The sequence below is a fragment of the Pseudomonas sp. MWU13-2105 genome (assembly GCF_023242315.1).
In the GTDB taxonomy this organism is placed as follows: Bacteria; Pseudomonadota; Gammaproteobacteria; order Pseudomonadales; family Pseudomonadaceae; genus Aquipseudomonas.
Genome location: NZ_JALLIY010000014.1, coordinates 87,600 through 111,075, shown reverse-complemented (window position 1 = coordinate 111,075; position 23,476 = coordinate 87,600). Strand labels below are relative to the sequence as shown.

Below are 23,476 nucleotides of genomic sequence, written 5' to 3'. Positions count from 1 at the left end.
CAATACGAGTCTCGCCACAAGACCGTGCCTGGTTTCAAATTTGACGGGCATTGGCCTCGCCCCGTTATTTATCAACGTCGCCCAAACTGCTGGCGGTACTCAAGCGGAGTCAAATCGGTCAGTTCCTTGAACATCCGCCGCAGGTTCGAATCGCTGCTGAACCCCAGGTCGGCGCTGATGGTATTGACCGCCGTGGACGTCAGCATCAGCCGCTCACTGACCTGGTTGAGCTTGATACAGCGCGCATAAGCCGCCACAGCGACCCCGGTTTCCGCACTCACCCTGCGCGCCAACGTGCGCGGAGACAGGCCGAGCTGCTCCGCCAGTCGCTGCACGGTGATCTGCTCCGCCGGCGCTTGTTCGACACAGCGATGCAACTGGCGCAGCAGCGAACTGGACTGCTCGATCAGACTCATGGCCGCAAACGCCGGATGTGCCTGGACCGGGCGCGCCAGTACCATCAGCTTCGCCAGGTCGTGAAACATATCCTGGCCAACCGCTCGCTCGATCAGCGCCTGTGCAATCGGCAGATAACCATTGACCCCGGACGCGGTCGCGGTCAACGGGTTGATCACCCAGTGACGCTGGCTCTGCCAGTTCACCTTTGGATAACGCTGGGCCATGGTCCCCGCCAGCCACCAGGTCACCGTAGCCACCTGCCCCTCCAGCCGCCCGCTGGCGGCGATCAGGCAGACACCCGTGCAGTAACTCCACAACTGCAGCTGTTTCGAACAAGCCGCCAGGGCTGACACCAATGCCTGGTTAGCACTCACGGCCTTCTCGACCTGACGCGACGACTCGGCCCAGAAACCGGCGATCAGCAAGGCGTCGAGGTCAGCCTCCGACAAGGCCTTGGAGACCTGCAACGACAGCCCCTGGGCACAGGCCACCGCGCCGGCCTGCAAGGCGACAAACTGCGTTTCGAAGAGCGTTTCTCCGGCGCGCCGATTGGCCGCATGCAGCAAATCGGCAAAGGCCAGCAACCCCGCGGGCAGGCAACCCGGGTAAAGCAGCAAACCGATTCGAAAGGGGCGTCTCATGGCAGAAACAGAATCCATTATGTCCAATCCTGCCATTCTGCGTGACCGCCCGGTCGAACACAATGCAGCCTCTTCCCAGAGGTATGAGCATGCACATCCATCAGCTACGCAATGCGACGATGATCCTGGAGTTCGGCCACCAGCGTATTCTGGTCGACCCGATGCTGGCGCGAAAACTCTCCTTGCCCCCCCTGCGGGTATTCAGCGCCAGGCAGCGCAACCCGCTGGTAGATCTACCGGCGTCGGCAACAGCGGCGCTCGAGTCGGTCACCCATTGCCTGATCACCCACTGCCAGAAAGGCCACTTCGATCACCTCGATCGCGCCGCGAAAAAATGGCTGCGCGACACTGGCACGCCAGTGATCTGCACGCCCCACGACGCGGCCTATCTGGCCACCCACGACCTGAATGTGCAGCCATTGCCAAGCGACCACGAACAGCCCAGCCCTTTCCTTGGCGGGCGGATTCGCACGGTCCGCTGTACCCACGGCCTGGGACTGGTGGGCAAGCTGATGGAACATGGGGTGGGCTATCTGATCGAAATGCCTGGTGAGCCCAGCCTCTACCTGAGCGGCGATACCCTGCTCACGCCGACCGTCAGGGCCTTCATCGCCGAGCATCGACCACAGCTGTCCGTCGTGCCGGCGGGAGGCGCGCACTTTGACCTGGGTGGGGACATCATCATGGGCGTTGAAGAAGTGATCGAGTTCACCCGGCAGTCAGCGGGCCTGGTGATCGCCAATCACCTGGAAGCCCTCAGCCACTGCCCGGTGACACGTCGCGCGCTGGCCGACGCCGCGCGGTTGGCCGGCGTCGAAGCGCGCCTGCTGATCCCCGGCGACGGCGAAGTGCTGGACTTCCGCGCCACCGGGCAGCCCTGAACACCGCGCGGTTCGAGGACCGCGCCGGGTATCCTGCTTAAGGCTTGTGCGCTCGCGACAGGAACTCGTGGGACTGCATTTCCAGCAACCGGCTCAAGGTGCGCTGGAACTCGAAGTTCAAACGCCCGCCGGTGTAGAGGTCCTTGAGTTCCACTTGCGCGGAGATGATCAGCTTGACGTTGCGGTCGTAGAATTCGTCGACCATGTTGATAAAGCGCCGGGCGATGTCGTCGGTGGTGACGCTCATCTGCTCGACACCGCTGAGCAGCACGGCATGGAAGATCTTGCCCAGTTCGATGTAGTCGTTCTGGCTACGCGGGCCATCGCACAGTTCGCGGAAGTCGAACCAGGCCACGTCGTCACAGGTACGGATCGCCCGAATCTCGCGATTCTCGATCATCAGTACGTCGTTCTCGATGGCCTGGGTGCATTCCGGCGTCAACGCGCGGAAGCTCTTGCGCAGGCTCTCGTGGGCCGCTTCGTCCAGCGGATAGTGGAACAGTTCGGCCTGTTCCAGGTGACGCAGGCGATAGTCGACGCCACTGTCGACGTTGACGATCTCGGTGTTCTGCTTGATCAGGGCGATCGCCGGCAGGAAGCGCGCACGCTGCAGGCCGTCCTTGTACAAGCCGTCCGGCACGATGTTCGAGGTCGCCACCAGGGTTACGCCGTTCTTGAACAGCTCCTCCATCAAGGTGCCGAGAATCATCGCGTCGGTGATATCGGAGACAAAGAACTCGTCGAAACAGATCACCCGGGTCTCAGCGGCAAACCGCTTGGCAATCAGGGTCAGCGGGTTTTTCTCGCCGGTCAGGGTCTTCATTTCCTCGTGCACCCGCTTCATGAAGCGGTGGAAGTGCGTGCGGGTCTTTTCCTTGAACGGCAGCGCTTCGAAGAAGGTGTCCACCAGGTAGGTCTTGCCACGGCCAACACCGCCCCAGAAATACAGGCCCTTGACCGGTGCCTGGTCCTTCTTGCCGAACAGTTTGCCGAGCAGGCCCGGCTTGTTCTGCGAAGCCGCGATCAAGTCGTCGTACAGGCGCTGCAAATGGCGCACTGCCGTTTCCTGGGCCGCGTCGTGAAAGAACTCGGGGCGTTGCAGATCAGCTTGATATCGTTCTAGGGGCGTCATAATTTCGTTAGCAAGGTAACAAAAACGGGCCGTCACTTTAGCGACGGCCCGGGGGAATGGCAATCAACCCTTGGTCGGGGAAGGCCTCGGATCAGTCTTGCGCCGGCGTCAAAGCGACTCGCAACGCCGCGATGGCCGCGTCACGCGACACTTCGTCGGCGAACTCGGCGCTGTCGGCCACGCGCTCGCCTTCCAGCCAGACGTTGAAACGCCCGGCCTCACTGCGAATGTCCAGGGCCTGGCCGGACTGCAATTGCTTGGTCACCGCGCCGGCGGCCTTGCCATCGGCAAAGTGCCGCGACAGCAGCAGTTGCTCACCATCGGCAGCCAACAGGCGGAAACGGAAACTGCCGTCGTCTTCACGGAAGCTGACAAACCGCGCGGCCTTGGCGGCTTTCTTCTTGCTGCTCGCGGCCACCTGGGTCGGGTTGACGAACGAGCGCAGGCCTACCGCCTCGCGCAGCTCGCCGAGGAACGGGGTGGCCACGCCGCGGGCCTTCTTCGCCCCGGCCTGGAGGATGTCTTCCAGGTCCGCCGGACGGCTGATCAGTTCGTGATAACGCTCGCGGGCCTCGCCCAGGTCATTGTCGAGCAAGGTGAACAAGCGGCTCTTGGCTTCGCCCCAACCCAGGCCCGCCAGCAGCTCGCCACGGAACTCAGCGGCCTGCGCCGGCGTGGAAAAGGCCTGGAACAGGGTGAACAGGTGCGAGTTGTCCGGGTCCTTGGCTTCGCCCGGCGCACGGGAATCGGTGACGATGCGCGAGATGGCGTCCTTCATCTCCTTGGCGCTGCTGAACAACGGGATGGTGTTGTCGTAGCTCTTGGACATTTTCCGCCCGTCGAGGCCCGGCAGCGTGGCGACGCTTTCCTCGATCAGCGCTTCGGGCATGACAAAGAATTCCTTGCCCTGGCCGAACAGGTGGTTGAAACGCTGGCCGATATCACGGGCCATTTCCACGTGCTGGATCTGGTCGCGACCGACCGGTACCTGGTGGGCGTTGAACATCAGGATGTCCGCGGCCATCAACACCGGGTAGCTGTACAGGCCCATGGTGATCCCGGCATCCGGGTCTTCGCCGTTCTCGACGTTCTTGTCCACCGAGGCCTTGTAGGCGTGCGCGCGGTTGAGCAGGCCCTTGGCCGCGACACAGGTCAGCAGCCAGGTCAGCTCGGGGATTTCCGGGATATCCGACTGGCGATAGAAGGTCACGCGGTCCACATCCAGGCCACCGGCCAGCCAGGTCGCGGCGATTTCCAGGCGCGAACGCTGGATGCGCAGCGGATCGTCGCACTTGATCAGGGCGTGATAGTCGGCCAGGAAGTAGAACGAATCGGCGTTGCTGTCACGGCTGGCGAGGATCGCCGGGCGGATCGCGCCGGCGTAGTTGCCCAGGTGCGGCGTGCCCGTGGTGGTGATACCGGTGAGGATGCGCGTACGTGTGGTCATGGATGATCGCTTGTTCAATTCGAGAGGCGCGGCAGGATCAGATCCTTGAGATCGGTCAGCTTGCCGTGGAAAAAGTGTCCGCATTCTGCCACTTTCAGCAGCTCATGGGGACGTTCCAGCGCGGCGGACCAATCATAGACAAGCTGCGGATCGATCACTTCGTCGGTTTCCGGCTGGATCAGGGTCAGCGGACAGTTTTCCGGCAGGCGGTCGACCGCCTGCAAGCGCATGACCGCCGCCGCCACCAGGAACAGGTGCTGCAAGGTCTGGCCCTGGGCTTCCAGGCGACCGCCGAGGCTCGCCGCGACGTAACCGCCAAAGGAAAAACCGAACAGGGTCAGGGGCAAATCCGGGTGCCGGGCGCGCAGCCATTGCGCGGCGGCCTCGGCGTCATCGACTTCGCCACTGCCCATGTCGTGGCTGCCGGCGCTGGCGCCGACACCGCGATAATTGAAGCGCAGGGTGATCAACCCGGCATCGCGGGCGGTGCGTTGCAGGGTCGAGACGACCTTGTTGAGCATGGTCCCACCCTGCACCGGGTTGGGGTGGCAGATCAGCGCCAGGCCACGCGCTTCGGGCATGTCCAGGTACAAGGCTTCCAGTTGGCCGACAGGGCCATCGATCATTACAGGGGTTTCACGCATCAGCAAGGAAGGAACTCCGTGACCTCTCAAGGGGTCGACTCGTCTAGCTTAAAGTCTGTGCCTGACATGACTGCGACCTTAAGATCGCGGTATACAGCGCAGGTCCGAGCCGTTAACGTAAAGCAAAGCCGTTTATAGAGGAAGGACTCGTGGAACACTCGCTCTTAGTTTGGTTGTTGCCGACTCTTGCCCTGGTTGCCGGTGTCGCCATTGGTTTCCTGGTCGCCCGTCTGGTACCGAGTGCCGCCCCGAGCAGCACGCAGCGCCAGTTGGACGATATCCAGGAACGTTTCGACAGTTATCAGAACGAAGTGGTCACCCACTTCAACAGCACCGCGAACCTGGTGAAGAAGCTCACCCAGAGCTACCAGGAAGTGCAAGACCATCTCGCCGAGGGCGCCAACCGCCTGGCCCTTGACGAACTGACTCGCCAACGCCTGCTCGCCGCCCTGCACGCCGATGCGGTACCGGGTCCACGGGAGCGCCTGACGCCACCGCGCAGCCAGGAGCCGCCGCGCGACTACGCGCCCAAGGCGCCGAATGCGCCCGGCATGCTGGATGAGCACTACGGCCTGAAAAAATAAGCCGGTTTCCCGCGTCAGTAAAAAGCCCGCCCGATCAATGATCGGGCGGGCTTTTTCATGCCTGGGGTTCAGTCAGGCGATCACGGGTACTGCTGCACCGGTTGACCGTACTGCTGGCCCTGCTGGTATTGCGGTTGGCCTTGCTGTTGGTACTGGGGCTGACCCTGCTGCTGATACTGCGGCTGGCCTTGCTGTTGACCTTGTGGCTGGCCGTACTGCTGGCCGGGAATCGCCTTCAGGTTGACCTCCACCCGACGGTTCTGCGCCCGACCGTTGACGTCGGCGTTGCTGGCCACCGGATTGTCCGGGCCGGCACCGCGGGCCGAGAGGTTGGCACCGCTGACGCCCTGGGAAGTCAGGTAGTTGGCAACGCTCTGGGCGCGGCGCTGGGACAGGTCCATGTTCAACTGGCGGCTGCCGGTGCTGTCGGTGTAGCCGACGATTTCGATCTGGTTCTGGCTGAACTCCTTCAGCGAGTTGGCCAGGTTGTTCAGCGGCTGATAGAAGCTGCTGGCGATTGCATCGGAGTTGGTGGCGAAGGTAATGCTGCCGGGCATGATCAACTTGATCTGATCACCCTGGCGCTGCACCTGGACCCCCGTGTTGGCCATGCTCTCACGCAGTTTCTTTTCCTGCTGGTCGGCGTAGTAGCCATAACCGGCACCGGCCAGGCCGGCCAGCGCACCACCGATCAGTGCGCCCTTGCCATGGTTCTTGTGGTCGATCAGCGCACCGGCCGCGGCCCCGGCCAGCACGCCGATACCGCCGTACTTGGCGGTGTTGCTCATGCCCCCCGAGCTTTGTTGCTGCTGTGCCTGTCCCTGGTTGTCATAGGGGTTGGGGGTTTGCGATGCACAGCCGGACACGAGGGCGACGGTGGTAGCGACGATAATCAAGCGACGCGAGGTGAACATGAATCAAGCTCCTACTCATTTAAGGTGCAACAGTCGATGACAATAGACCCCTGCCGGCCTTGGAACATGACGAATGGTAAAAATTCCATGAAACTTCTCAAGCACGAATAAAAGGGTTCTCGCGCATTTCCTCGCCCAGGCGGGTGTCGGGGCCGTGTCCGGTGATCACCGTCGCCTCTTCGTCCAGGGTGTACAGGCGCTGCTTGATCGAACGCAGGATCGTGGCCTGGTCGCCACCCCACAGATCGGTGCGACCAATCCCGCGACGAAACAGCGTATCACCGGCAATCAGCAGCTTGGCCTCGGCAAACCAGAAGCTCATGGAGCCTGGGGTATGCCCCAGGGTGTGCAAGGCCACCCCGCAGCCGCAGGCCAGTTCTTCATCATCGGCCAACCATTGGTCCGGCGGTGGCACCGGCACGTAAGGCACGCCGAACAGGTTGCATTGCATTTCCAGGTTGTCCCAGAGGAACTGGTCGTCCTTGTGCAGGTGCAGGGTCGCTCCGGTTTTTTCCTTGAGTTGGCCGGAGGCCAGGAAATGGTCCAGGTGCGCGTGGGTATGGATGATGCTGACCAGTTTCAGCCCGTGGGCGGCGAGCCGGGCGAGGATCAGCTCCGGGTTGCCGCCCGGGTCGACAACGATGGCCTTTTTCGTGACCGGGTCGCCGATCAGGGTGCAGTTGCACTGCAAGGGGCCGACGGGGAAGGTTTCGCGAATAAGCGCGGGTTTTGCAACGTCCATACATATTCCTGTGAAGTTAACGGCTTATCCCTGCGGCCGGGGACGATACTCCCTCTGACTGGATTCATCGTTGTTCGCAACAGCGTGCTCATTACCATTGGGCACGAGCAACACCAGGGTACCGGCGATGATTTCAAAAATCCCACTACCAGCGATAACCGTGCCCGCTTCGAAACGGGCATACAGCGCCGCGCCACAAGCCCCGGCAATCAGGATCGAAGCCCCCAGCGCGGCAAAACGCAGCCGGGCCAGACCAGCGATTTCGCTCTGCCTGAAGGTGGTTTGAATCAGCAGGATAAACGAGATATCGATCACCGGACCGCCAAGGGCGGCCAGCCCGGCGCCAAACATCATACCGGCCAGGACGTGCTCCGCCGGCAGGTACAGCACCGCCGCACCGATGATCGCGATGCCCAGGCCGTTGACCACCGAGCCGAAACTGAAACCGCCATACAGGCGGCGCAGTTGCAGGTTGCCGACGACAAAGATGCCGATCAGGTTGCCCGCGCCATAGGCCGCCATGATCAGGCCATAGGCGGCAAAGCCGTGCACGCCGAAGCCCTGGATGTCGTACTTGACCACGGCCAGCGCCATGCCGATGGAAATACCCAGGCTCCAGGCGACGTTGCCCAACCCGGCGCACACATACACCGCCTGCATCCGCCGCCGACCCACCAGGCTGAGCCAACCGGCGGTAAAGGCGGCACGCCGGCTGGTCAGCTTGATAGGTTGCCGCGGCAATGCCTTGCCCAGCTTCATCAGCGCCCAGGCCGAGATCAGGAACGTCAGGCTATTGAGGGTAAACAGCTGCTGCAATGGAATCAGCAGGGTGATGGCCGCCGCCAGCATCGGCCCGATCACCCGCGCCACCCGGATGATCGCGTCGAACAGTGCGTTGAGCGCCTGCAACTGCTCCGGCGCCGCGGCAAGACGTGGCAGGCTGGCGCGCAAGGCCGGTTCGAACAGGGAGTTGACGATCATCATCAACATGACCGGCACCGCCAGGCTCCACAGGCTCATGCAGCCCAGCGCCCAGGCCAGTAGCGGAATCAGGGCCAGCCCGGCGCGCACCAGGTCGGCACCGATCATCGTGCGTCGATGATCCCAGCGTTCGGCCCAGATCCCGCCCAGCAACGCCCCCGCCAACGCGGCGGCGCCGCGTAACGCCCCGAGCCAACTGGCATCGCTGCCGGCGACCTGCACCGCCATCCAGGCCACGGCGATCGCGAACAGCTCATCGCCGATGGCCGAGAGCGCCAGCCCTCCCCACAACAACGCCACCGGTCGCTGCAGCAGCGGCCTAAACAGTTTCATCGAACATGCGGGTCCAATCCCTCTACAGATGCAACCCCGGTTTCAAGAGAACGGCCCCGAAGCCGCCTCCCGGGACGCATCCCCTCGATACCCGGCCCCAAACGCCGCCTTCATTTGCTCGACACTGCGCACCAACAGCTCCTTGAGCTCCGGCAACCATTGCGGGTCCTCCAGCACACGCCCGACCGCCGCCGCATCACCATACAACAGCTCACGCTCCAAGGCACTGGCGCGCAGTGACAAGGCCTGCGCCCCCAGGGTGCCGGAGCTGCCCTTGATCGCATGCAGCACCGCCGCCACCGCCGGCCCATCACGGTCTTGCAGGTGCGCCGGGAGCAACGCCAGCTGCTTTTCCAGTTCGGAACCGAAGCTGTACAAAACGGTGCAGATCAGTTCGAGATTGCCGCCGAAGCGGCTCATGATCGAAGCGCGCGCTTCGATCACGCTATCGCTCGAATACTCGTGCACCTCGCTCATCATCAGTGGCTGCGGGGCCTCGCGCCCGGTCTGGACGCGCAATGTCCGCACCAGTTGCTCGAGGTCGATGGGTTTGCTCACATGATCGTTCATACCCGCCGCCATGCAGGCTTCACGGTCGCTGCTGGAGGCGTTGGCGGTCATCGCGAGGATCGGCAACAGGGCAAAATGCGGATGGCGGCGAATTCGTCGCGTCGCCTCCAGGCCATCGATATCCGGCATCTGGATATCCATCAACACCGCATCGAACGGGGTCGACGCCGACATGACCTGGCTGACGCCCTCCAGCCCGCCTTCCGCCAGGCTGACCTGGGCGCCCTCGCCCCTCAGCAGCTCGTCGGCGACCTGGCGGTTGAGGGCATTGTCCTCCACCACCAGCAAGCGCAAGCCGGCCAGGCGCCGGGGACGGGCAGGTCCGGGCAAGGTCTCGGGCAGCGGCTCGCTGGTGCTGAAGGCGCGCTGCACCGCATCGGCCAACTGTCGCGGCGTCACCGGTTTGGTGAGGAACCCCACAAATGGCGCATCGCCCTCGTGGTGTACATCCGCCAGGACTTCGCGCCCGTAGGCGGTAATCATGATCACCATCGGCGGCGGCGCGGCCTGCTCCTGCAAGCTGATCAAGCGGGCGGCACTGAGGCCGTCCATGTCGGGCATGCGCCAGTCCATCAACACCACGTCGTAGGGCTCGCCGCGCATTTGCGCCTTGCGTACGCTCTCGACCGCCAGGGTGCCGCCGTTCACCGTGTCGGCGGTCCAGCCCAGGGAGCGCACGGTCCTCAACAGCAGCTCACAGGCCATGGAGTTGTCGTCGGCCACCAACAGGCGCATGGTCGAATCGACACCCGGACAGGAAAGGCGCAGGGCTTCCTCGCGGGCCACGTCCAGGCTGATATCAAACCAGAACCGGCTGCCAACCCCCACCTCGCTCTCGACCCGTAACTCCCCCCCCATCAGGCCGACCAGCCGCTTGCAGATCACCAGGCCCAGCCCGGTACCGCCGAAACGGCGGCTGGTCGAGGCTTCCGCCTGGGTGAAGCCGTCAAACACGCGCTGCAACTGTTCGGCACTGATGCCGATGCCCGTGTCGCAAATCTCGACCCGGATCTTCACCGAGCCCGGCAAGCGCTGCAATTGCCGGATACTGACCACCACCTGGCCCTGCTGGGTGAACTTCAGGGCGTTGCCGGCCAGGTTGATCAACACCTGCTGCAAGCGCAGGCTGTCGCCCACCAGGCTGCCGGGCAGGTCGGAGTCGAGGTCGAACATCACCTCGACCTCCTTGCTGCCCTGGTTGCCCGCCAATACCACCGCCAGGTCGCGCATCAGCGGTTCGAGCTCGAAGGGGTGCGGGTCCAGGCGCAGCTTGCCGGCCTCGATCTTGGAGTAGTCGAGGATGTCGTTGAGCAGGCCCAGCAGTGACGTGGCCGCCGTCTGGGCCTTGACCACGTAGTCACGCTGGCGGGCATTGAGGTCGGTGTGCTGGACCAACTGCAACATTCCCAATACCGCGTTCATCGGTGTGCGGATTTCATGGCTCATATTGGCCAGGAAGAACGACTTCGCCGCACTGGCGCTGTCGGCCCGGTTCTTGGCCCGCAGCAAGTGTGACTCCAGCTCGCGCTGGGCGGTGATATCGCGGTTGATACCGGTCACCCGCAGGGCCTGCCCCTGGGCATCACGCTCGACCTGGGCACCGGCCTGGATGAAACGTATCCGCCCGTCCGGCCCCTGCACACGGAAAATCGGGTCATACACACCCTCCCCGACCACGGCTGCCGCCAACTGCGCCGCGGCCACCTCGACATCTTCAGGGTGAACCCGCTCATACCAGTGCGCATAGTTCAGGCCGTGATCGCGCAAGCTCAGCGGCTGGCTGTAGAACTCGAACATCCGGTCGTTCCATTGCAACCCGTTGTCCGCCAGGGTCCAGGTCCAGATGCCCAACTCGGCCACATCGGCGGCCATCAGCAACTGGTCGCGGATCACCCGGCTGGCCTGCAGGCTCACTTCCAGTTGATGCTCGGCGGCCTTACGCTGGGCGATATCGATAGCGATGCCCAGATAGCCACTCAGTTGCCCCTCGTCGTCGCGCAGGGCGGTTACCACCAGGCTGACCGGCACATGGGAGCCATCCTTGCGCACATAGGTCCACTCGCGGGTTTCCGAATGTTCGAACTCCGGCTTGTGAGCAAGGACCCTGAAACCCTCGATGACCCGCGCATACTCCGCGCTGAGCTCGACCCCACGATCGATGAGCTCCTGGGCGACATGGAGGATCGTCGGGGTGGCCTTGCCCAGCACTTCTTCGGCACGATAACCGAGCATATGCTCGGCACCCTCGTTGAACACACTGATCACCCCCTCCAGATCAGTGGCGATGATCGACACCTCGGAGGCCGAACGCAGCACACTGCTGAACAACAGGTTGATCCGCCGCAGCTCCGAAGTCCGCGCCGCCACCTGCTCTTCGAGACTGGAGTTGAGTTCGAGAATCCGCGCCTCGGCGGCCTTCTGCGCACTGATATCACGCAGAGTCTTCGACGCGCCGATCACCCGGCCACTTTCATCGCAGATGGGTGAAACGTTCACCGAAACATGGATGCTGCGACCATCCTTGCAGCGCCGCAGAGTGTCGAAATTGGTAATCGCCCTGCCGGTCGCGATCCCCTTCAGGATCTCGATATCTTCCGAGACCAGCTCAGGCGGCACGATCAGCTTCACCAGCGGCTGGCCCACCGCTTCCTCCGCGCTAAAGCCCAGCAGGTTCTGCGCGCCTTTGTTCCAGCTGGTCACGACACCGTCCAGGGTCTTGCCGATGATCGCGTCCGCCGAACCTTCGACGATCGAGGCCAACCGCGCCTGCTCGGCGATCACCTGCAGACGCCGCTGGGAACTGATCCCGGCAATGGCGGCGAGCGCGGCCAGCAGCACGCTCGCGAGGACTCCGAGAAAAAACACCAGCGTCGGTGGTACCAGGTGCAAGCGCTGGGCGAACAGAGGCAACGCCTCCAGTTCGACCTGCCAGCGCCGGCCGAAGATGTCGCGCTCCAGGGTATGGCTCATCAGGCCGGCCGGTTGCGCCCCCGACTTATAAGTCGTCTGGTAGAACTGCTCCGCATTCCCCGGCACGGTGATATCGCTGAGCCGCAGGTTGACGGCCTCGCTTTCCGGCAACAGGCCGCTCAGCACACTCTCGATCAGCAACGGCGCATAACCCCAGCCAACCACCGCGGCTTCGCGCTCCGACTCGGTGGACGGCACAATACCGTTCTTGTAGATCGGCAACAGAATCAGGAACGACTGTTCCGGATTGCCCACCGACTGCACCAGCGTGATCGGCGAGGTGAGCCGCGTCTCTCCCGAACGTGCGGCCGATCGGGCCGCCTCGGCCCGATCGGACTCCGAGGCGATGTCCAGGCCGAATGCCGCCGAGTCGCCGGCGTTCGGCTCCAGATACTGGATCACATAGAGGTCGCCGTCATGGGGGGCGAACTGGTGAATACTGAAGTTCGGCGCACCATCGGCCCGGGCCCGCCGCACAAACGCATCCAGCTCCTGAGCCGGCACCCGGCGAACAAAGCCGAACCCGCGGGCCCCGGGAAACTCCCTGGGCACGTCGCGCATCTGGCTGTAACGATGGAAGATCTCCCGCGTCATGCCATCTTCGCCGGCGGTGATAATCGCGCCACGGGTACCGCGCAAGCCGTACTGATACAACTGCAACCGGGTCACCACCGACTGCAGCGCGGTTTCGGCAGTGACCGCGAGGGCTTCGCGGGTGCGTTGCTCATTACTGTTCTGCAGGATCAGGCATCCCACGACAGTCGCCACCAGCCCAAGGGCCAGGATCATTGCAGCGCGCCCATTCAGCGCAGACAGGCTAATTTGTTTCAACACAGACTCCCTTGAACAATATGGCTATCCCTGGGCCGGGATGTCGATCTTCGGCGACTTGCCTTGCCGCCCTCATGCCGTTGGCCATGAAGACAGGAAGGAGCATATCTGGCTGAACGGAACCGGACGACAATACAGATAGCCCTGCATGATCCGACACCCCTGTTCCAGCAGGAGAGCGGCCTGTTGCGGGGTCTCCACGCCTTCGGCCACCAGTTCAAGGCCCAGTGCCTGCCCCAACTTGATGATCGCCTCGACGATGGCCAGGTCGCTCTTGTCGAGAAGCATGTCGCGCACGAAGCTCTGGTCGATTTTCAGCACATCGATGGGAAAACGCTTGAGGTAGGCCAGGCTCGAATAACCCGTGCCGAAATCGTCGATGGCCACGTGCACGCCCAGTTCCTTGAGCGCCATCAGGGTTTCGCGGGCATTGTCGATGTCCCGGGCCAGGACCCCTTCGGTGATTTCCAGCTCCAGCCATTGCGGCGCCAGGCCGGAGTCACGCAGGATGCCCTTGACCATGCCGAGGAACGACTCTTCGCGAAACTGCACCGCACTGATGTTCACGCTGACACAGACCAGATGGCCCAGCTCGTGGAGTTTGCAGGTGTCCTTGCAGGCCTGGAGCAATACGTATTTGCCGATAGGGATGATCAACCCGGTTTCTTCGGCCAGGGGAATGAAGTCCGCCGGCGAGACCAGGTTGCCGTCGCCGTCGCGCCAGCGGATCAGCGCCTCCATGCCGACCACACGGTGGTCCCGGGCATCGACCTTGGCCTGGTAGAACACCTCGAACACCCCGTCCTCGATGGCCGCGCGCATATGCCGTTCAAGCAGGTGGCGGGCACGCATGCCGCTTTCGATACCGGGAGAAAAGAACAGGTAGCGGTTGCGCCCCGCCTGCTTGGCCTGATACATCGCGGCGTCGGCGTGCCGGTAGAGCGATTCGAGGTCGTCGCTGTCTTCCGGGAATACCCCGATGCCGATGCTGGCACTCAGGTCGTAGCGCGTGCCCTGCAACGAAAACGGGCTGGAAATGGCCGTCAGCACCTGCTCGGCAAAATCACCCACCGCCTCGAAACCGTCCACCTCCGACAACAGGATGATGAACTCGTCGCCGCCCTGGCGACTGAGGGTATCCATGCCACGCAGCAGCATCGACAAACGCGTCGCCACATACTTGAGCATCTGGTCGCCGACCGAATGCCCCATGGAATCGTTGATGGATTTGAAGTTGTCCAGGTCCAGCAACAGCATCGCCAACCGCCCGTGATTGCGCCGGGCCATTTTCAGCGCCTGCTCGGCACGATCCTGCAACAACATGCGGTTGGGCAAGCCGGTCAGGGCGTCATGGTTGGCCAGGCGCTTGGCCTCGTTGCGCAGGGTGATATGGGCGTTGATATGGGCCCTGGCCACCGGGATATTCAGGGGTTTCTGGATAAAGTCGATGCCACCGTAACCCAGGGCCTGGAGCTCGTAGTCAGCCTGGGCATGGGAGGTGACGAATATCACCGCGGCGTCGGACAGCTTGGGGTCGGCCTTCAGCGCCTTGCAGACCTCGAAGCCGTTCATGCCGGGCATCTCGATATCGAGCAGGACCACATCGGGACGACATTGACGCGCCACTCGCAGCGCTTCTTCGCCGCTGGTAGCGACATGCACCTGTGCCAGATCGCGCACCGACTCGCGGAGAATCAGCGCGTCGGTCGCTTGGTCGTCGACGATCAGGACGACTGGAGCGGGGCTAAATGTGGACTCGCGCATTCCTTGCTCCCGGCAATTCCCTTGTAATTCATGACCAAAGAGCGCTGACGTGGCCCCCGTCCCTCACACCCTCGCCCATCGGCGTTAAAAGGGAGAGCAGACGTCTATTGGTTATAGCTGACGCAAAGCACATAGCCACCCCGTCGCGGATTCTTCGGCAGATCGCTGGCCGAACGGTAGACATCCAGACCAACACGGAGCCGTAGGAACCGGTTTGCTGGCGATTGCGATGCACGACGCACAGATGACGGGCTGGATATCCTCCCCAGCGCCGGCAAGTCGGCTCATACAGGTTGCATGGTGCATGCCGCCCCGACCGCACCCTCAGCGGGAATCGCCCAGCAATCCCAGCTCCTGCGCCCGTGCCACGGCCTGGGTGCGCCGTTCGACCCCCAGTTTGCTGTTGATATGGCTGGCGTGGGTTTTCACCGTATGCAGGGAAATGAACAACTGATCGCTGATCTCCTGGTTCGAACAACCCTGGGCGATCAAATGCAGGACCGCCAGTTCGCGGGTGCTCAGACTCTCGACCGGCTGCGCCAGCTCCGCCGTCTCGCGTACCGCCTGGACCGGCAGCAACGCCAGCAGGCTTTGTCGCAACGATGTGTCGGGACCTTGCAACAGTTGCTCGCGCATCCACTCCGGATGGGCCTTCGCCAGGGCCTGGAACGGCAACAACGCGCCACCGGTGGTGGCCTCCACCGCATGGGCGAACAGCGGCCGGGCTTCGGCCTCCCGGGACGTCGCCAGCAACACCAGCACCCACTGGTTCCAGGCCATTACGCTGAGCAGTTGGCCGCCACTGGCCTGGCCCTGCTCCACCAGTTTCGCCAGGCGTTGCCGCGCCGCCGCGGGTTTGCCCCGCAACGCCTCGAGCAATGCCTGCTGCAGCTGGATATGCAGGGGCAATTGCGGGTGGAACTCCGGCGCCGCCGCCGGCTGATCGCCGTTATAGGTCTGTTCCAGGCGCCCCAGCCAGGCTTCGGCGAGGTCGATGCGACCCTGGGCCAGCCACAGTTGGCACTTCATCAGGGTGATCATCGCCAGGTAATAAATCGGCGGCACATCCCAGATATGCATCAGGCGCTCGGCCTCGGCCAGCTCGGCAAAGGCCTTGGCGAACTCGCCGTCGCGCCCTTCCTGGCCGGCAATCACGCAATGCCCCACCAGAACGCTGATATCACGGCAGGCCCGCGCCTCGTGGAGCCCCGCCAACAGGCGAATGCGCCCGGCCTCGGGTTGCAGGCGCAGGGTCAGCAGGTACCCCTCGTACAGCGTCAACCGGGCGCGGGCGGCGTACAGCCGTTGGGCGGGCAAACCCTCCAGCCGCTGCAAGCCCTGGCGAACCTCATCCAGTGCGCGCAAGACCTCGCCACGGGCCTGGAGCACTCGCGCCCGGTCGTAATGGGCCAAGGCTTCGAACAAAGGGTTGCCGACCCGTTGGGCCAGCTCCAGCGACTCGCGATTCAGGCCACGCGCGCGCCACAGGTCGCCGTCGGCAATCGCCAGGTTGGACAGGGTCGACAGGCACACCAGGCGCTGGCCGTAGCGCTTGTGCGGCAGGCTGAGCAAGGCTTCGCCGCAATAGTCCTGGGTCTTCTGGCGATCGCCGCGGCCACGGGCAATGATCCCGCTCAGGGCCAGCCATTGCGCGAGCATGGACTTCTGCGCCGTGGCCGAGGGCGCAGGCAGGAAACGGCTCAAGTGGCTGGCCAACTCCTCGGCCGCATCCAGTTGGCAGGCCAGGCCCAAGGCCCAGGCGTAGAGCACGATCAGACGTGGCGTGCTGGCCAGCAGGCGATCGGGCAAGTCGGTTTTCCAGCGCAGCAACATGCCGACGTTCTGCTCGGCCAGCAGTTGCTCTTCCGAGAGGTTCTGCACCAGGTTGGCCGCCACATCCAGGTGCCCGGCCCGCAGGGCCTGCTCCACCGCCTCGTCGAGCAGGCCCTGGGAACTGAACCAGCGGCAGGCCCGCAGGTGCAGGCTGGCGGCCGGGACCAGGGCATTGCTCGGCGGACGGCTGCGCAGCAGATCGGAAAACAGGTGGTGATAACGGAACCAGTGGCCGTGTTCGTCCAGCGGTACCAGGAACACCTGGTGCGATTGCAGGTAGCCGAGAATCCGCGCGCTGTCATGGGACTCGCGAATGGCATCGCACAGTTCGCCGCAAAAGCGCTCCTGGGGCGCGGTATCGTAGAGGAAGGCCTGGACCTCGGGCGGCAGGCAGTCGATCACCTCTTCCAGCAGGTAGTCGCGAATCAGCCCGGTGCCACCTTGCAGGACCTGGGGCAACGCCGTATCGCTGCTGGCCTGCGCGGCGGCCAGCAACCAGAAGCGCAAGCCGGCCACCCAGCCCTCGCTGCGTTCGATCAGGGTGTTCAGCGCCTCGCCACGCAAGGAACTGCTGTGGCGCTCGAACAGGTCCAGGGATTCGTCGTGGGTCAGGCGCAGGTCCTGCTCGCTCAGTTCCAGCAACTGCCGGGACAACCGCAGGCGCGCCAGGTGCCACTCCGGCCGCTGCCGGCTGGTGACCATCACCAGCAGACCGGCAGGCAGGTGGTTGAGGAAGAACTGCAGGCAACGATCCAGCACCGGTCCCTGGGCCAGATGGTAGTCGTCGAGCACCAGCAACAATGGCGTGGTGCCGGACAGGTGCAGCGCCAGTTCGTCGAGCAGGCCATCCAGCCACTCCTCGAACGCGAAGGGTTGATGGCGCTGGCGCATTTTCAACAGCCCCAGTGCCTGGCTGCCGAGGCCCGGAAAGTAGTGTTGCAGGCCGGCGAGCAAGCGTTCGAGGAAACGCCCAGGATCATTGTCCCGCGGACTGAGCCCCAGCCACAGGCTTTGCCAATGCCCGGGCAGGCTCTGGCAGAACTCCACCGCCAGTGAACTCTTGCCGAAACCGGCCGGCGCGCTGACCAGCAACAGACGACCGTGCAACCCGGCGCCGAGACGTTCGCACAGGCGCGGGCGCAACACATAGCCGTCCGGCAGTGGCGGACGGTAGAAGCGTCCTTCCAGGGCAGGTATGGCCTGGCCCACGGGACCTTGCATACGGGACAGATCAGTCATGGCCGGCTCTTGTTGAAGGACTGTTATCGGCAGGCAGCTGTCCGCAGACTAGCGGTAAAAAGCGTCATATTGAAGGCTTATTGTCTTAATTTTGTCGAAAAGCATCGACCTTGAAATATTTAGCCATACAAATCCCGCAGGCAAAAAAACGCCCCGAATCAGCCGGGGCGTTTCAACGCAGGATGCGGCCTGCGCTTGTAACGGGTTGCATGTGAGAGCGATGCCTATTTAGGAGCAGAGCTTTTGTGGGAGCGGTGCTCCCACAGTGTCAGCGAACGCCGTCCTGGCGCAAGGCGGCCGGGGTGAAGTCGCTGGTGGTGGCGGTGAAGCCGAAGTCATACGCCTGTTTCTCTTCGTTCTTCATACCCAACGCCAGGTAGCGGCCGGACTGCAGGTCGTAGAGGGTTTCCAGGGCGTACCACGGCACTTGCTTGTCGTAGTAGTTCTCGGCATGGGCCTCGGCGACACGCCAGAGCTGGCCGCGACCGTCGTAATGGTCGATCACCGCCGCCTGCCAGGTGTCTTCGTCGATATAGAAGTCACGTTTGGCGTAGATGTGGCGTTGGCCCTCCTTCAGGGTCGCGACCACGTGCCAGACGCGGCGCAGCTCATAGCGCGCCAGGTCCTGGTTGATGTGCCCGGCCTTGATGATGTCGGCGTACTTGAGTTGCGGCGAATCGAGCTTGTAGCTGTCGGAGGCGATGTACATCTCCTTCTTGCCTTCGAGCTTCCAGTCGTAGCGGTCCGGCGCGCCGTTGTACATGTCCAGGTTGTCGGAGGTGCGCAGGCCGTCGGCGGCGGTACCCGGACCGTCATAGGAGACCTGCGGGGCACGTCGCACGCGGCGCTGGCCGGCATTGTAGACCCAGGCCGAACGTGGTTCCTTGACCTGGTCGAGGGTTTCGTGGACCAGCAGCACGCCACCGGCCAGGCGTGCCGGCGCGGTCACTTTCTGCTTGAAGTAGAAGAGAATATTGCCGGGGTTGGCCGGATCGTAGTCCTTCATCTTGTCACGGAAGACGAACTGGTCCTGGAAGTACACCAGGCTGTACGAGCCATTGGCCTGGGGCGTGGCCTGGGTCACCAGGCGGGTCACGCTGCCGCCGCGATAGCGGGTGATGTGGTTCCAGATCACTTCCACGCCGCTTTTCGGGATCGGGAACGGCACGGCCGTCCTGAAGTTTTCCAGGCCGTTGCCGCCGCTGACCAGGTTGGTCTTGGTAGCGTTTTCCCTGATCGCCGCGAACACCTCATCCGGCACGGTGGCACCACGGTGGGACGGGTAGACCGGCATCTTGAAGGTCTCCGGGTAACGCTTGAACATCGCGTATTGCCCGGGGGCCAGCTTGTCCTTGTATTGCTCGACGTTCTGCGCGGTGATGATGAACAGCGGCTTTTCACTGGCGTACGGGTCGGAGAGGAAGCCCTTGCTGTCGGCAGTACCGATGGTCTTCGCCATCGGCGCCCAGGCCGGGATGGTGCCGGCGGCATTGCCGGCCTTTTCCGCGCCCATCGGGGTCAGGCTCGTGCCCAGTTTCGCCGCTTCATCGGCGGACACCGCAGCCATCACACCGGTGGCCAGCAACGACAATCCCAGTACACCGACCTGAAGCAGATTCTTGGTGATTTTCATCTTGTTGTTATTCCTTCAAGTGCAACGGTCTTAGAAGTTCATGCCAACGCTCAGTGCCACGAAGTCACGGTCATCCACCGTGCTGTAGTCGCCACCGAAGAAGTTGGTGTAGTTCAGGCTAGCGGTGTAGGTGTTCTGGTACTCGGCATCGAGGCCCAGGCTGACGGCCTTGCGCCCCTGCTCGAAGTTGCCGCCAGGACCCGGCGAATAACCTTTCACGTCATGGGACCAGGCCACGTTGGGCTTGAGGTTCACCCCGGCGAAGACATCCGGGTATTCCCAGATGGCCCGGGCGCGATAGCCCCAGGACGTGGCGGTGGTGAAGCCGTCGTTATTGCAGTTGCTGCTGCGGTTGCTGGCGTCCGCGCCGGCCCCCGCGCCAGCGATGGTGTTGCCATTGAGGGTTGGGCAAAAACCGTTGGGCAAGGTGCCAGGGCCATAGACCGGGTCGCGGCCGTAGCGAACCTTGTCGCGGCTTTCCAGGCCGCCCACATAGGTGATCCCGGCTTCACCGACGAGGGTCAGGCGGCTGGCGCCCATGACCTGGTCGAAGAAATGCGTGAAGGTGGTCTGGAACTGGGTGATTTCCTTGCGGTTATAGCCGTTGACCGTCTGACCCGGCGAGCCCTTGATGATCGAGGCATTGCCCAGGCCGGGCAATGGCGTGACACCCGCATAGAGGATATCGGTGGTACTGATCTGCACCGGCGCATTCGGCCGATAACTCAACTCACCGCTCCAGGCAGTACCGGTGGGCAAGGTGGTGGAGAAGCTCAGGCCATACAGGCGGATGTTCTCCGGGTACTCCATGAAGTAGCTGGAGTTACCCGCCACCACCAGGGGGGCCGCCGCACCGAGGAACGGAGCACTATTGAAAACCGCCTGGGAAGCGCCCTTGGCACTGAAGATCGGCGCGCGACTGTGGTAGTTCATGAAATAGGCGCCGAACTCGGTATCCAGCGGCTCGAAGTTGTAATGCATGGCCAGGCCGAACTGGCCGCCACTGCTTGGATCCTGGTCCGGCGAGCGGCGAACCAGGACACCCTCGCCATTGATATCGACACCCAGCGGACGTAGCGCCGCTTGCTGGGCCGGACTGATCGTCGCAGTCGAGCTCAAGACCCGCAGGTTATTGTTACAGCCATGCGAGGAAATGTCCGACTGCGAGAAAAACGTGCCGCAGTTGTCGGTGACCGTCGAATCCCAGCCAATCTGGTAGAAGCCTTCCGCCGAGAGGTTATCGGTGAGGCTCTGGTTCATGTAGAACATGTTGACCGGAATCAGGCCCTCCTTGATCTCGGCCCCTGGACGACGGAACGCGGATACATCGATCGGGTTGATCGAATTGATGCCGCCACCGATAAAGGTACTTTCGCCCCAGCTCACCACCTGTTTGCCCAGGCGCACCGTGCCCGGCAGGTCGGCAATGCTGTAGTTGTGATAGACGAAGGCATCGAGGATCTCCGCACCGGAAGAGCGGGCGCCTTCCTGACGGCCGTCGTTGCTGACGTTCTTGAAGTCGAGGTCCTGGTTCTGCAAGGCAAAGTCGTACCAATACTTGCCGCGCACGAACACGCCGGTATCACCGTATTTCAATTCAAGGTCATGCACCCCCTTGAAGATCTTCGAAAAGGTGTCGCCGGCCTTGAAGTTCTGGTGCCCGTCATCCGAGGTCTGCGACAGCCCCGCGCCGCCATTGTTGACGCCGATCAGATTCTTGTTGGGATTCTGTGTCGACCAACTGGCCCCCAGCGACAGGGACGAGTCGAAGCTGCCCTCGATTTCACCGACATTGAAGCTGACGCCAAAGGCGGGACCGGCGAGCGTAGAGGCGAGGCTGACGGCCAAGGGCAACTTCGCCCGGCGCCAGAACGGGTTTAACTCGATCATCGACATACTCCATGTGCTTTATTGTTTTGGCAGTGAGTACCTTCAGGAACGCTCCGGACGAAAGGGAAGCAGACACTCCCATCCATCGCCCGAAGTGGCGGCGCGGCGTAGCGCCTGCCAGTCCCACTCCTGAAAATCCGTCAGCGGACTATAGCCAGCAGGTAGTACCGCTTGATCCCTCTAAAGTGTGATTTGCACCCTGGGGTCACTGCACAAACAATGCGTTCGCCAAGCCGTTGAAAAGCGGCGGGCAAGAATGACTGAAAATTCGGATTCGACCAGCCAAGCACTTGCTTGGTGGGGCTGCCACGCCCTTTCGGGCGTGGCGGGGACACCTCAAAGGGTCGAGAGGAAGCTGCTGTTGCTGGCCTGCCATTGGATGATATCGACGCGGATGCGCTTCTTGTCCAGTTTGCCGACACTGGTCTTGGGAATTTCCGTAACAAGGGCGATCTGGCTCGGGATCGCCCACTTGCTCAGGTGCCCCTGCTCGACGAAGGGCTTGAGGTGCTCCTTGAGCTCGCGGGCGCCGATCTCATGGCCTTCGCGCAAGACCAGCAGGGCAAACGGCCGCTCACCCCATTGCGGATCGGCAATGCCCACTACCGCTACTTCACGTACCGCCGGATGACGACTGACCAGGTCTTCCAGGGCCAGGGAGGAGATCCATTCGCCACCGGTCTTGATCACGTCCTTGATCCGGTCGCGGATGTCGATCACCCCCAGGCTGTCGAGGGTCGCCACGTCGCCGGTGTGCAGCCAGCCGCCGGCCCAGAGCTCGGCGCCCTTCTGCGGTTCGTTGTAATAGCCCTCGGTCAGCCAGGGCGCGCGCAGCACCAGTTCGCCCTGGGTCTCGCCGTCCGCCGGGAGGAAATTGCCGTCTTCGTCGACAATTGCCGCCTCCACCAGCGGCCCGGGCACCCCGGCCTTGATCCGGTAGGTGGTGCGCTCGTCCTCGCTGCAGGCCATCAACTCTTCGCTGAGGTGGGCACAGGACACCAGCGGGCCGGTCTCCGACATGCCATAGGCGGCGGTCAGTTGAATACCCTTGCTCTTGGCGGTCTCATACAGCGTGCGGTTCAACGCACTGCCGCCGATCACCATCTTCCAGCCCTTGAAGTCGGTGCCCTGGGCCGCCTTGGCGTTGAGCACCATCTGCAGGATGGTCGGCACGCAATGGGAGAACGTGACCTTTTCCTTGCGCCACAGCTCCACCAGCAGCTCCGGGTCGTAGCGGCCGGGATAGACCTGCTTGAGCCCGAGCATGGTCGCCACATAGGGCAGACCCCAGGCATGCACGTGGAACATCGGGGTGATCGGCATGTAGACGTCGTTGGTGCCGAGCAGACGCACGCTGTCGATGCAGCCCATGATGGTCGCCTCGCCCAGGGTGTGCAGCACCAGCTGGCGATGGGTGAAGTAGACGCCCTTCGGATTGCCGGTGGTCCCGGTGGTGTAGAAGGTGGTGGCGACCGAATTCTCGTCGAAATCCTCGAACTCGTAGACCGGGCTCGCCGCCGCCAGTAGTTGCTCGTATTCGCCCACCAGGTTCGGCAGCTCGGCGCTCTTGTCCTCGGTGTCGCTGAGCAGCAGGGTCTTGTCCACCGTGGTCAGGTGCCCGGCAATCGCCTGGTACAGGCCGACGAACTCGCTGTTGACCAGCACGAAGCGGTCCTCGGCGTGGTTCATGGTGTAGAGGATCTGCTCGGGGGAGAGGCGCACGTTGATGGTGTGGATCACCGCGCCGATCATCGGGATGGCGAACATGCATTCCAGGTAGCGATGGCTGTCCCAGTCCATCACCGCGACGGTATCGCCGGCCTTGACCCCCGCCGCCGTGAGCACGTTGGCCAGGCGCGCGACCCGCTCGCTCAAGGTCGGATAGCTGTAGCGCAGCTTGTCGCGATAGACGATCTCGCGGGTTTTCTCGTAGCGGCTGCCGGACATCAGCAAGCGCTTGATCAACAGAGGGTATTGATAAGCCCCTTCGGCGGGCGGAATGATACGAGTCTGCAACATGGAACTTCCTTGGTCTGACTGCACGGTCG

General features: G+C 63.0%; 15 protein-coding genes. 2 read left to right on the top strand and 13 right to left on the bottom strand.

What is annotated here, in order from left to right; translation table 11 throughout:
• Positions 1-71 precede the first annotated feature (71 nt).
• Positions 72-1,040, bottom strand: coding sequence for a GlxA family transcriptional regulator (locus tag M5B96_RS20905; RefSeq protein ID WP_248798883.1), 969 nt, complete (start codon positions 1,038-1,040; stop codon positions 72-74).
• Positions 1,041-1,129: 89 nt separating this feature from the next.
• Between M5B96_RS20905 and M5B96_RS20900 the strand changes: the two genes are divergently transcribed.
• Complete coding sequence (locus tag M5B96_RS20900; RefSeq protein ID WP_248798882.1) at positions 1,130-1,921, top strand: MBL fold metallo-hydrolase; 792 nt, start codon at positions 1,130-1,132, stop codon at positions 1,919-1,921.
• Positions 1,922-1,958: 37 nt separating this feature from the next.
• On the opposite strand, the gene zapE is transcribed toward M5B96_RS20900, so the two are convergent.
• The 3 genes from zapE to M5B96_RS20885 form a co-directional block, all read right to left on the bottom strand.
• The gene (zapE, locus tag M5B96_RS20895; protein ID WP_248798881.1) at positions 1,959-3,053 is read right to left on the bottom strand and encodes a cell division protein ZapE; all 1,095 of its coding nucleotides are present in this window, start codon (positions 3,051-3,053) and stop codon (positions 1,959-1,961) included.
• A 91-nt stretch (positions 3,054-3,144) separates the two neighbouring features.
• Positions 3,145-4,500 carry a tryptophan--tRNA ligase gene (locus M5B96_RS20890; RefSeq protein ID WP_248798880.1) on the bottom strand — a complete coding sequence of 452 codons (1,356 nt, stop codon included), beginning with the start codon at positions 4,498-4,500 and terminating at the stop codon, positions 3,145-3,147.
• Between the two features lie 14 nt (positions 4,501-4,514).
• Positions 4,515-5,144, bottom strand: a complete 630-nt coding sequence (locus tag M5B96_RS20885) for an alpha/beta hydrolase (RefSeq protein WP_248799017.1) — start codon at positions 5,142-5,144, stop codon at positions 4,515-4,517.
• A 149-nt stretch (positions 5,145-5,293) separates the two neighbouring features.
• Here M5B96_RS20885 and M5B96_RS20880 point away from each other — a divergent pair, with 149 nt between their 5' ends.
• Positions 5,294-5,728, top strand: coding sequence for a YhcB family protein (locus tag M5B96_RS20880; protein ID WP_248798878.1), 435 nt, complete (start codon positions 5,294-5,296; stop codon positions 5,726-5,728).
• Positions 5,729-5,808: 80 nt separating this feature from the next.
• On the opposite strand, the gene M5B96_RS20875 is transcribed toward M5B96_RS20880, so the two are convergent.
• From M5B96_RS20875 to M5B96_RS20835, 9 genes are all read right to left on the bottom strand, one after another.
• Positions 5,809-6,642: an OmpA family protein gene (locus M5B96_RS20875; protein WP_248798876.1), complete on the bottom strand. Its 834-nt coding sequence runs from the start codon at positions 6,640-6,642 to the stop codon at positions 5,809-5,811.
• A gap of 97 nt (positions 6,643-6,739) precedes the next feature.
• Entirely contained in the window at positions 6,740-7,384 is a 645-nt protein-coding gene (locus M5B96_RS20870) for an MBL fold metallo-hydrolase (protein ID WP_248798874.1), read from the bottom strand.
• A gap of 24 nt (positions 7,385-7,408) precedes the next feature.
• Positions 7,409-8,698 carry an MFS transporter gene (locus M5B96_RS20865; protein ID WP_248798872.1) on the bottom strand — a complete coding sequence of 430 codons (1,290 nt, stop codon included), beginning with the start codon at positions 8,696-8,698 and terminating at the stop codon, positions 7,409-7,411.
• A gap of 42 nt (positions 8,699-8,740) precedes the next feature.
• Positions 8,741-13,027 carry a CHASE domain-containing protein gene (locus M5B96_RS20860; RefSeq protein ID WP_248798870.1) on the bottom strand — a complete coding sequence of 1,429 codons (4,287 nt, stop codon included), beginning with the start codon at positions 13,025-13,027 and terminating at the stop codon, positions 8,741-8,743.
• 114 nt (positions 13,028-13,141) lie between these two features.
• Positions 13,142-14,833 carry a putative bifunctional diguanylate cyclase/phosphodiesterase gene (locus tag M5B96_RS20855; RefSeq protein ID WP_248798868.1) on the bottom strand — a complete coding sequence of 564 codons (1,692 nt, stop codon included), beginning with the start codon at positions 14,831-14,833 and terminating at the stop codon, positions 13,142-13,144.
• A 324-nt stretch (positions 14,834-15,157) separates the two neighbouring features.
• Positions 15,158-17,905, bottom strand: a complete 2,748-nt coding sequence (locus M5B96_RS20850) for a LuxR C-terminal-related transcriptional regulator (protein ID WP_248798866.1) — start codon at positions 17,903-17,905, stop codon at positions 15,158-15,160.
• A 268-nt stretch (positions 17,906-18,173) separates the two neighbouring features.
• Positions 18,174-19,538, bottom strand: a complete 1,365-nt coding sequence (locus M5B96_RS20845) for a DUF1329 domain-containing protein (protein ID WP_248798865.1) — start codon at positions 19,536-19,538, stop codon at positions 18,174-18,176.
• Between the two features lie 30 nt (positions 19,539-19,568).
• Positions 19,569-21,428, bottom strand: coding sequence for a DUF1302 domain-containing protein (locus tag M5B96_RS20840; protein ID WP_248798863.1), 1,860 nt, complete (start codon positions 21,426-21,428; stop codon positions 19,569-19,571).
• A 336-nt stretch (positions 21,429-21,764) separates the two neighbouring features.
• The gene (locus M5B96_RS20835) at positions 21,765-23,447 is read right to left on the bottom strand and encodes a fatty acid--CoA ligase (RefSeq protein WP_248798861.1); all 1,683 of its coding nucleotides are present in this window, start codon (positions 23,445-23,447) and stop codon (positions 21,765-21,767) included.
• Between the last annotated feature and the right edge of the window lie 29 nt (positions 23,448-23,476).

What these genes read in the sequence shown, in the direction of transcription:
- M5B96_RS20905 (WP_248798883.1), bottom strand. Translation starts at nt 1,040, where the DNA reads ATGAGACGCCCCTTTCGAATCGGTTTGCTGCTTTACCCGGGTTGCCTG.
- M5B96_RS20900 (WP_248798882.1), top strand. Translation starts at nt 1,130, where the DNA reads ATGCACATCCATCAGCTACGCAATGCGACGATGATCCTGGAGTTCGGC.
- zapE (WP_248798881.1), bottom strand. Translation starts at nt 3,053, where the DNA reads ATGACGCCCCTAGAACGATATCAAGCTGATCTGCAACGCCCCGAGTTC.
- M5B96_RS20890 (WP_248798880.1), bottom strand. Translation starts at nt 4,500, where the DNA reads ATGACCACACGTACGCGCATCCTCACCGGTATCACCACCACGGGCACG.
- M5B96_RS20885 (WP_248799017.1), bottom strand. Translation starts at nt 5,144, where the DNA reads ATGCGTGAAACCCCTGTAATGATCGATGGCCCTGTCGGCCAACTGGAA.
- M5B96_RS20875 (WP_248798876.1), bottom strand. Translation starts at nt 6,642, where the DNA reads ATGTTCACCTCGCGTCGCTTGATTATCGTCGCTACCACCGTCGCCCTC.
- M5B96_RS20870 (WP_248798874.1), bottom strand. Translation starts at nt 7,384, where the DNA reads ATGGACGTTGCAAAACCCGCGCTTATTCGCGAAACCTTCCCCGTCGGC.
- M5B96_RS20865 (WP_248798872.1), bottom strand. Translation starts at nt 8,698, where the DNA reads ATGAAACTGTTTAGGCCGCTGCTGCAGCGACCGGTGGCGTTGTTGTGG.
- M5B96_RS20860 (WP_248798870.1), bottom strand. Translation starts at nt 13,027, where the DNA reads ATGATCCTGGCCCTTGGGCTGGTGGCGACTGTCGTGGGATGCCTGATC.
- M5B96_RS20855 (WP_248798868.1), bottom strand. Translation starts at nt 14,833, where the DNA reads ATGCGCGAGTCCACATTTAGCCCCGCTCCAGTCGTCCTGATCGTCGAC.
- M5B96_RS20850 (WP_248798866.1), bottom strand. Translation starts at nt 17,905, where the DNA reads ATGACTGATCTGTCCCGTATGCAAGGTCCCGTGGGCCAGGCCATACCT.
- M5B96_RS20845 (WP_248798865.1), bottom strand. Translation starts at nt 19,538, where the DNA reads ATGAAAATCACCAAGAATCTGCTTCAGGTCGGTGTACTGGGATTGTCG.
- M5B96_RS20840 (WP_248798863.1), bottom strand. Translation starts at nt 21,428, where the DNA reads ATGATCGAGTTAAACCCGTTCTGGCGCCGGGCGAAGTTGCCCTTGGCC.
- M5B96_RS20835 (WP_248798861.1), bottom strand. Translation starts at nt 23,447, where the DNA reads ATGTTGCAGACTCGTATCATTCCGCCCGCCGAAGGGGCTTATCAATAC.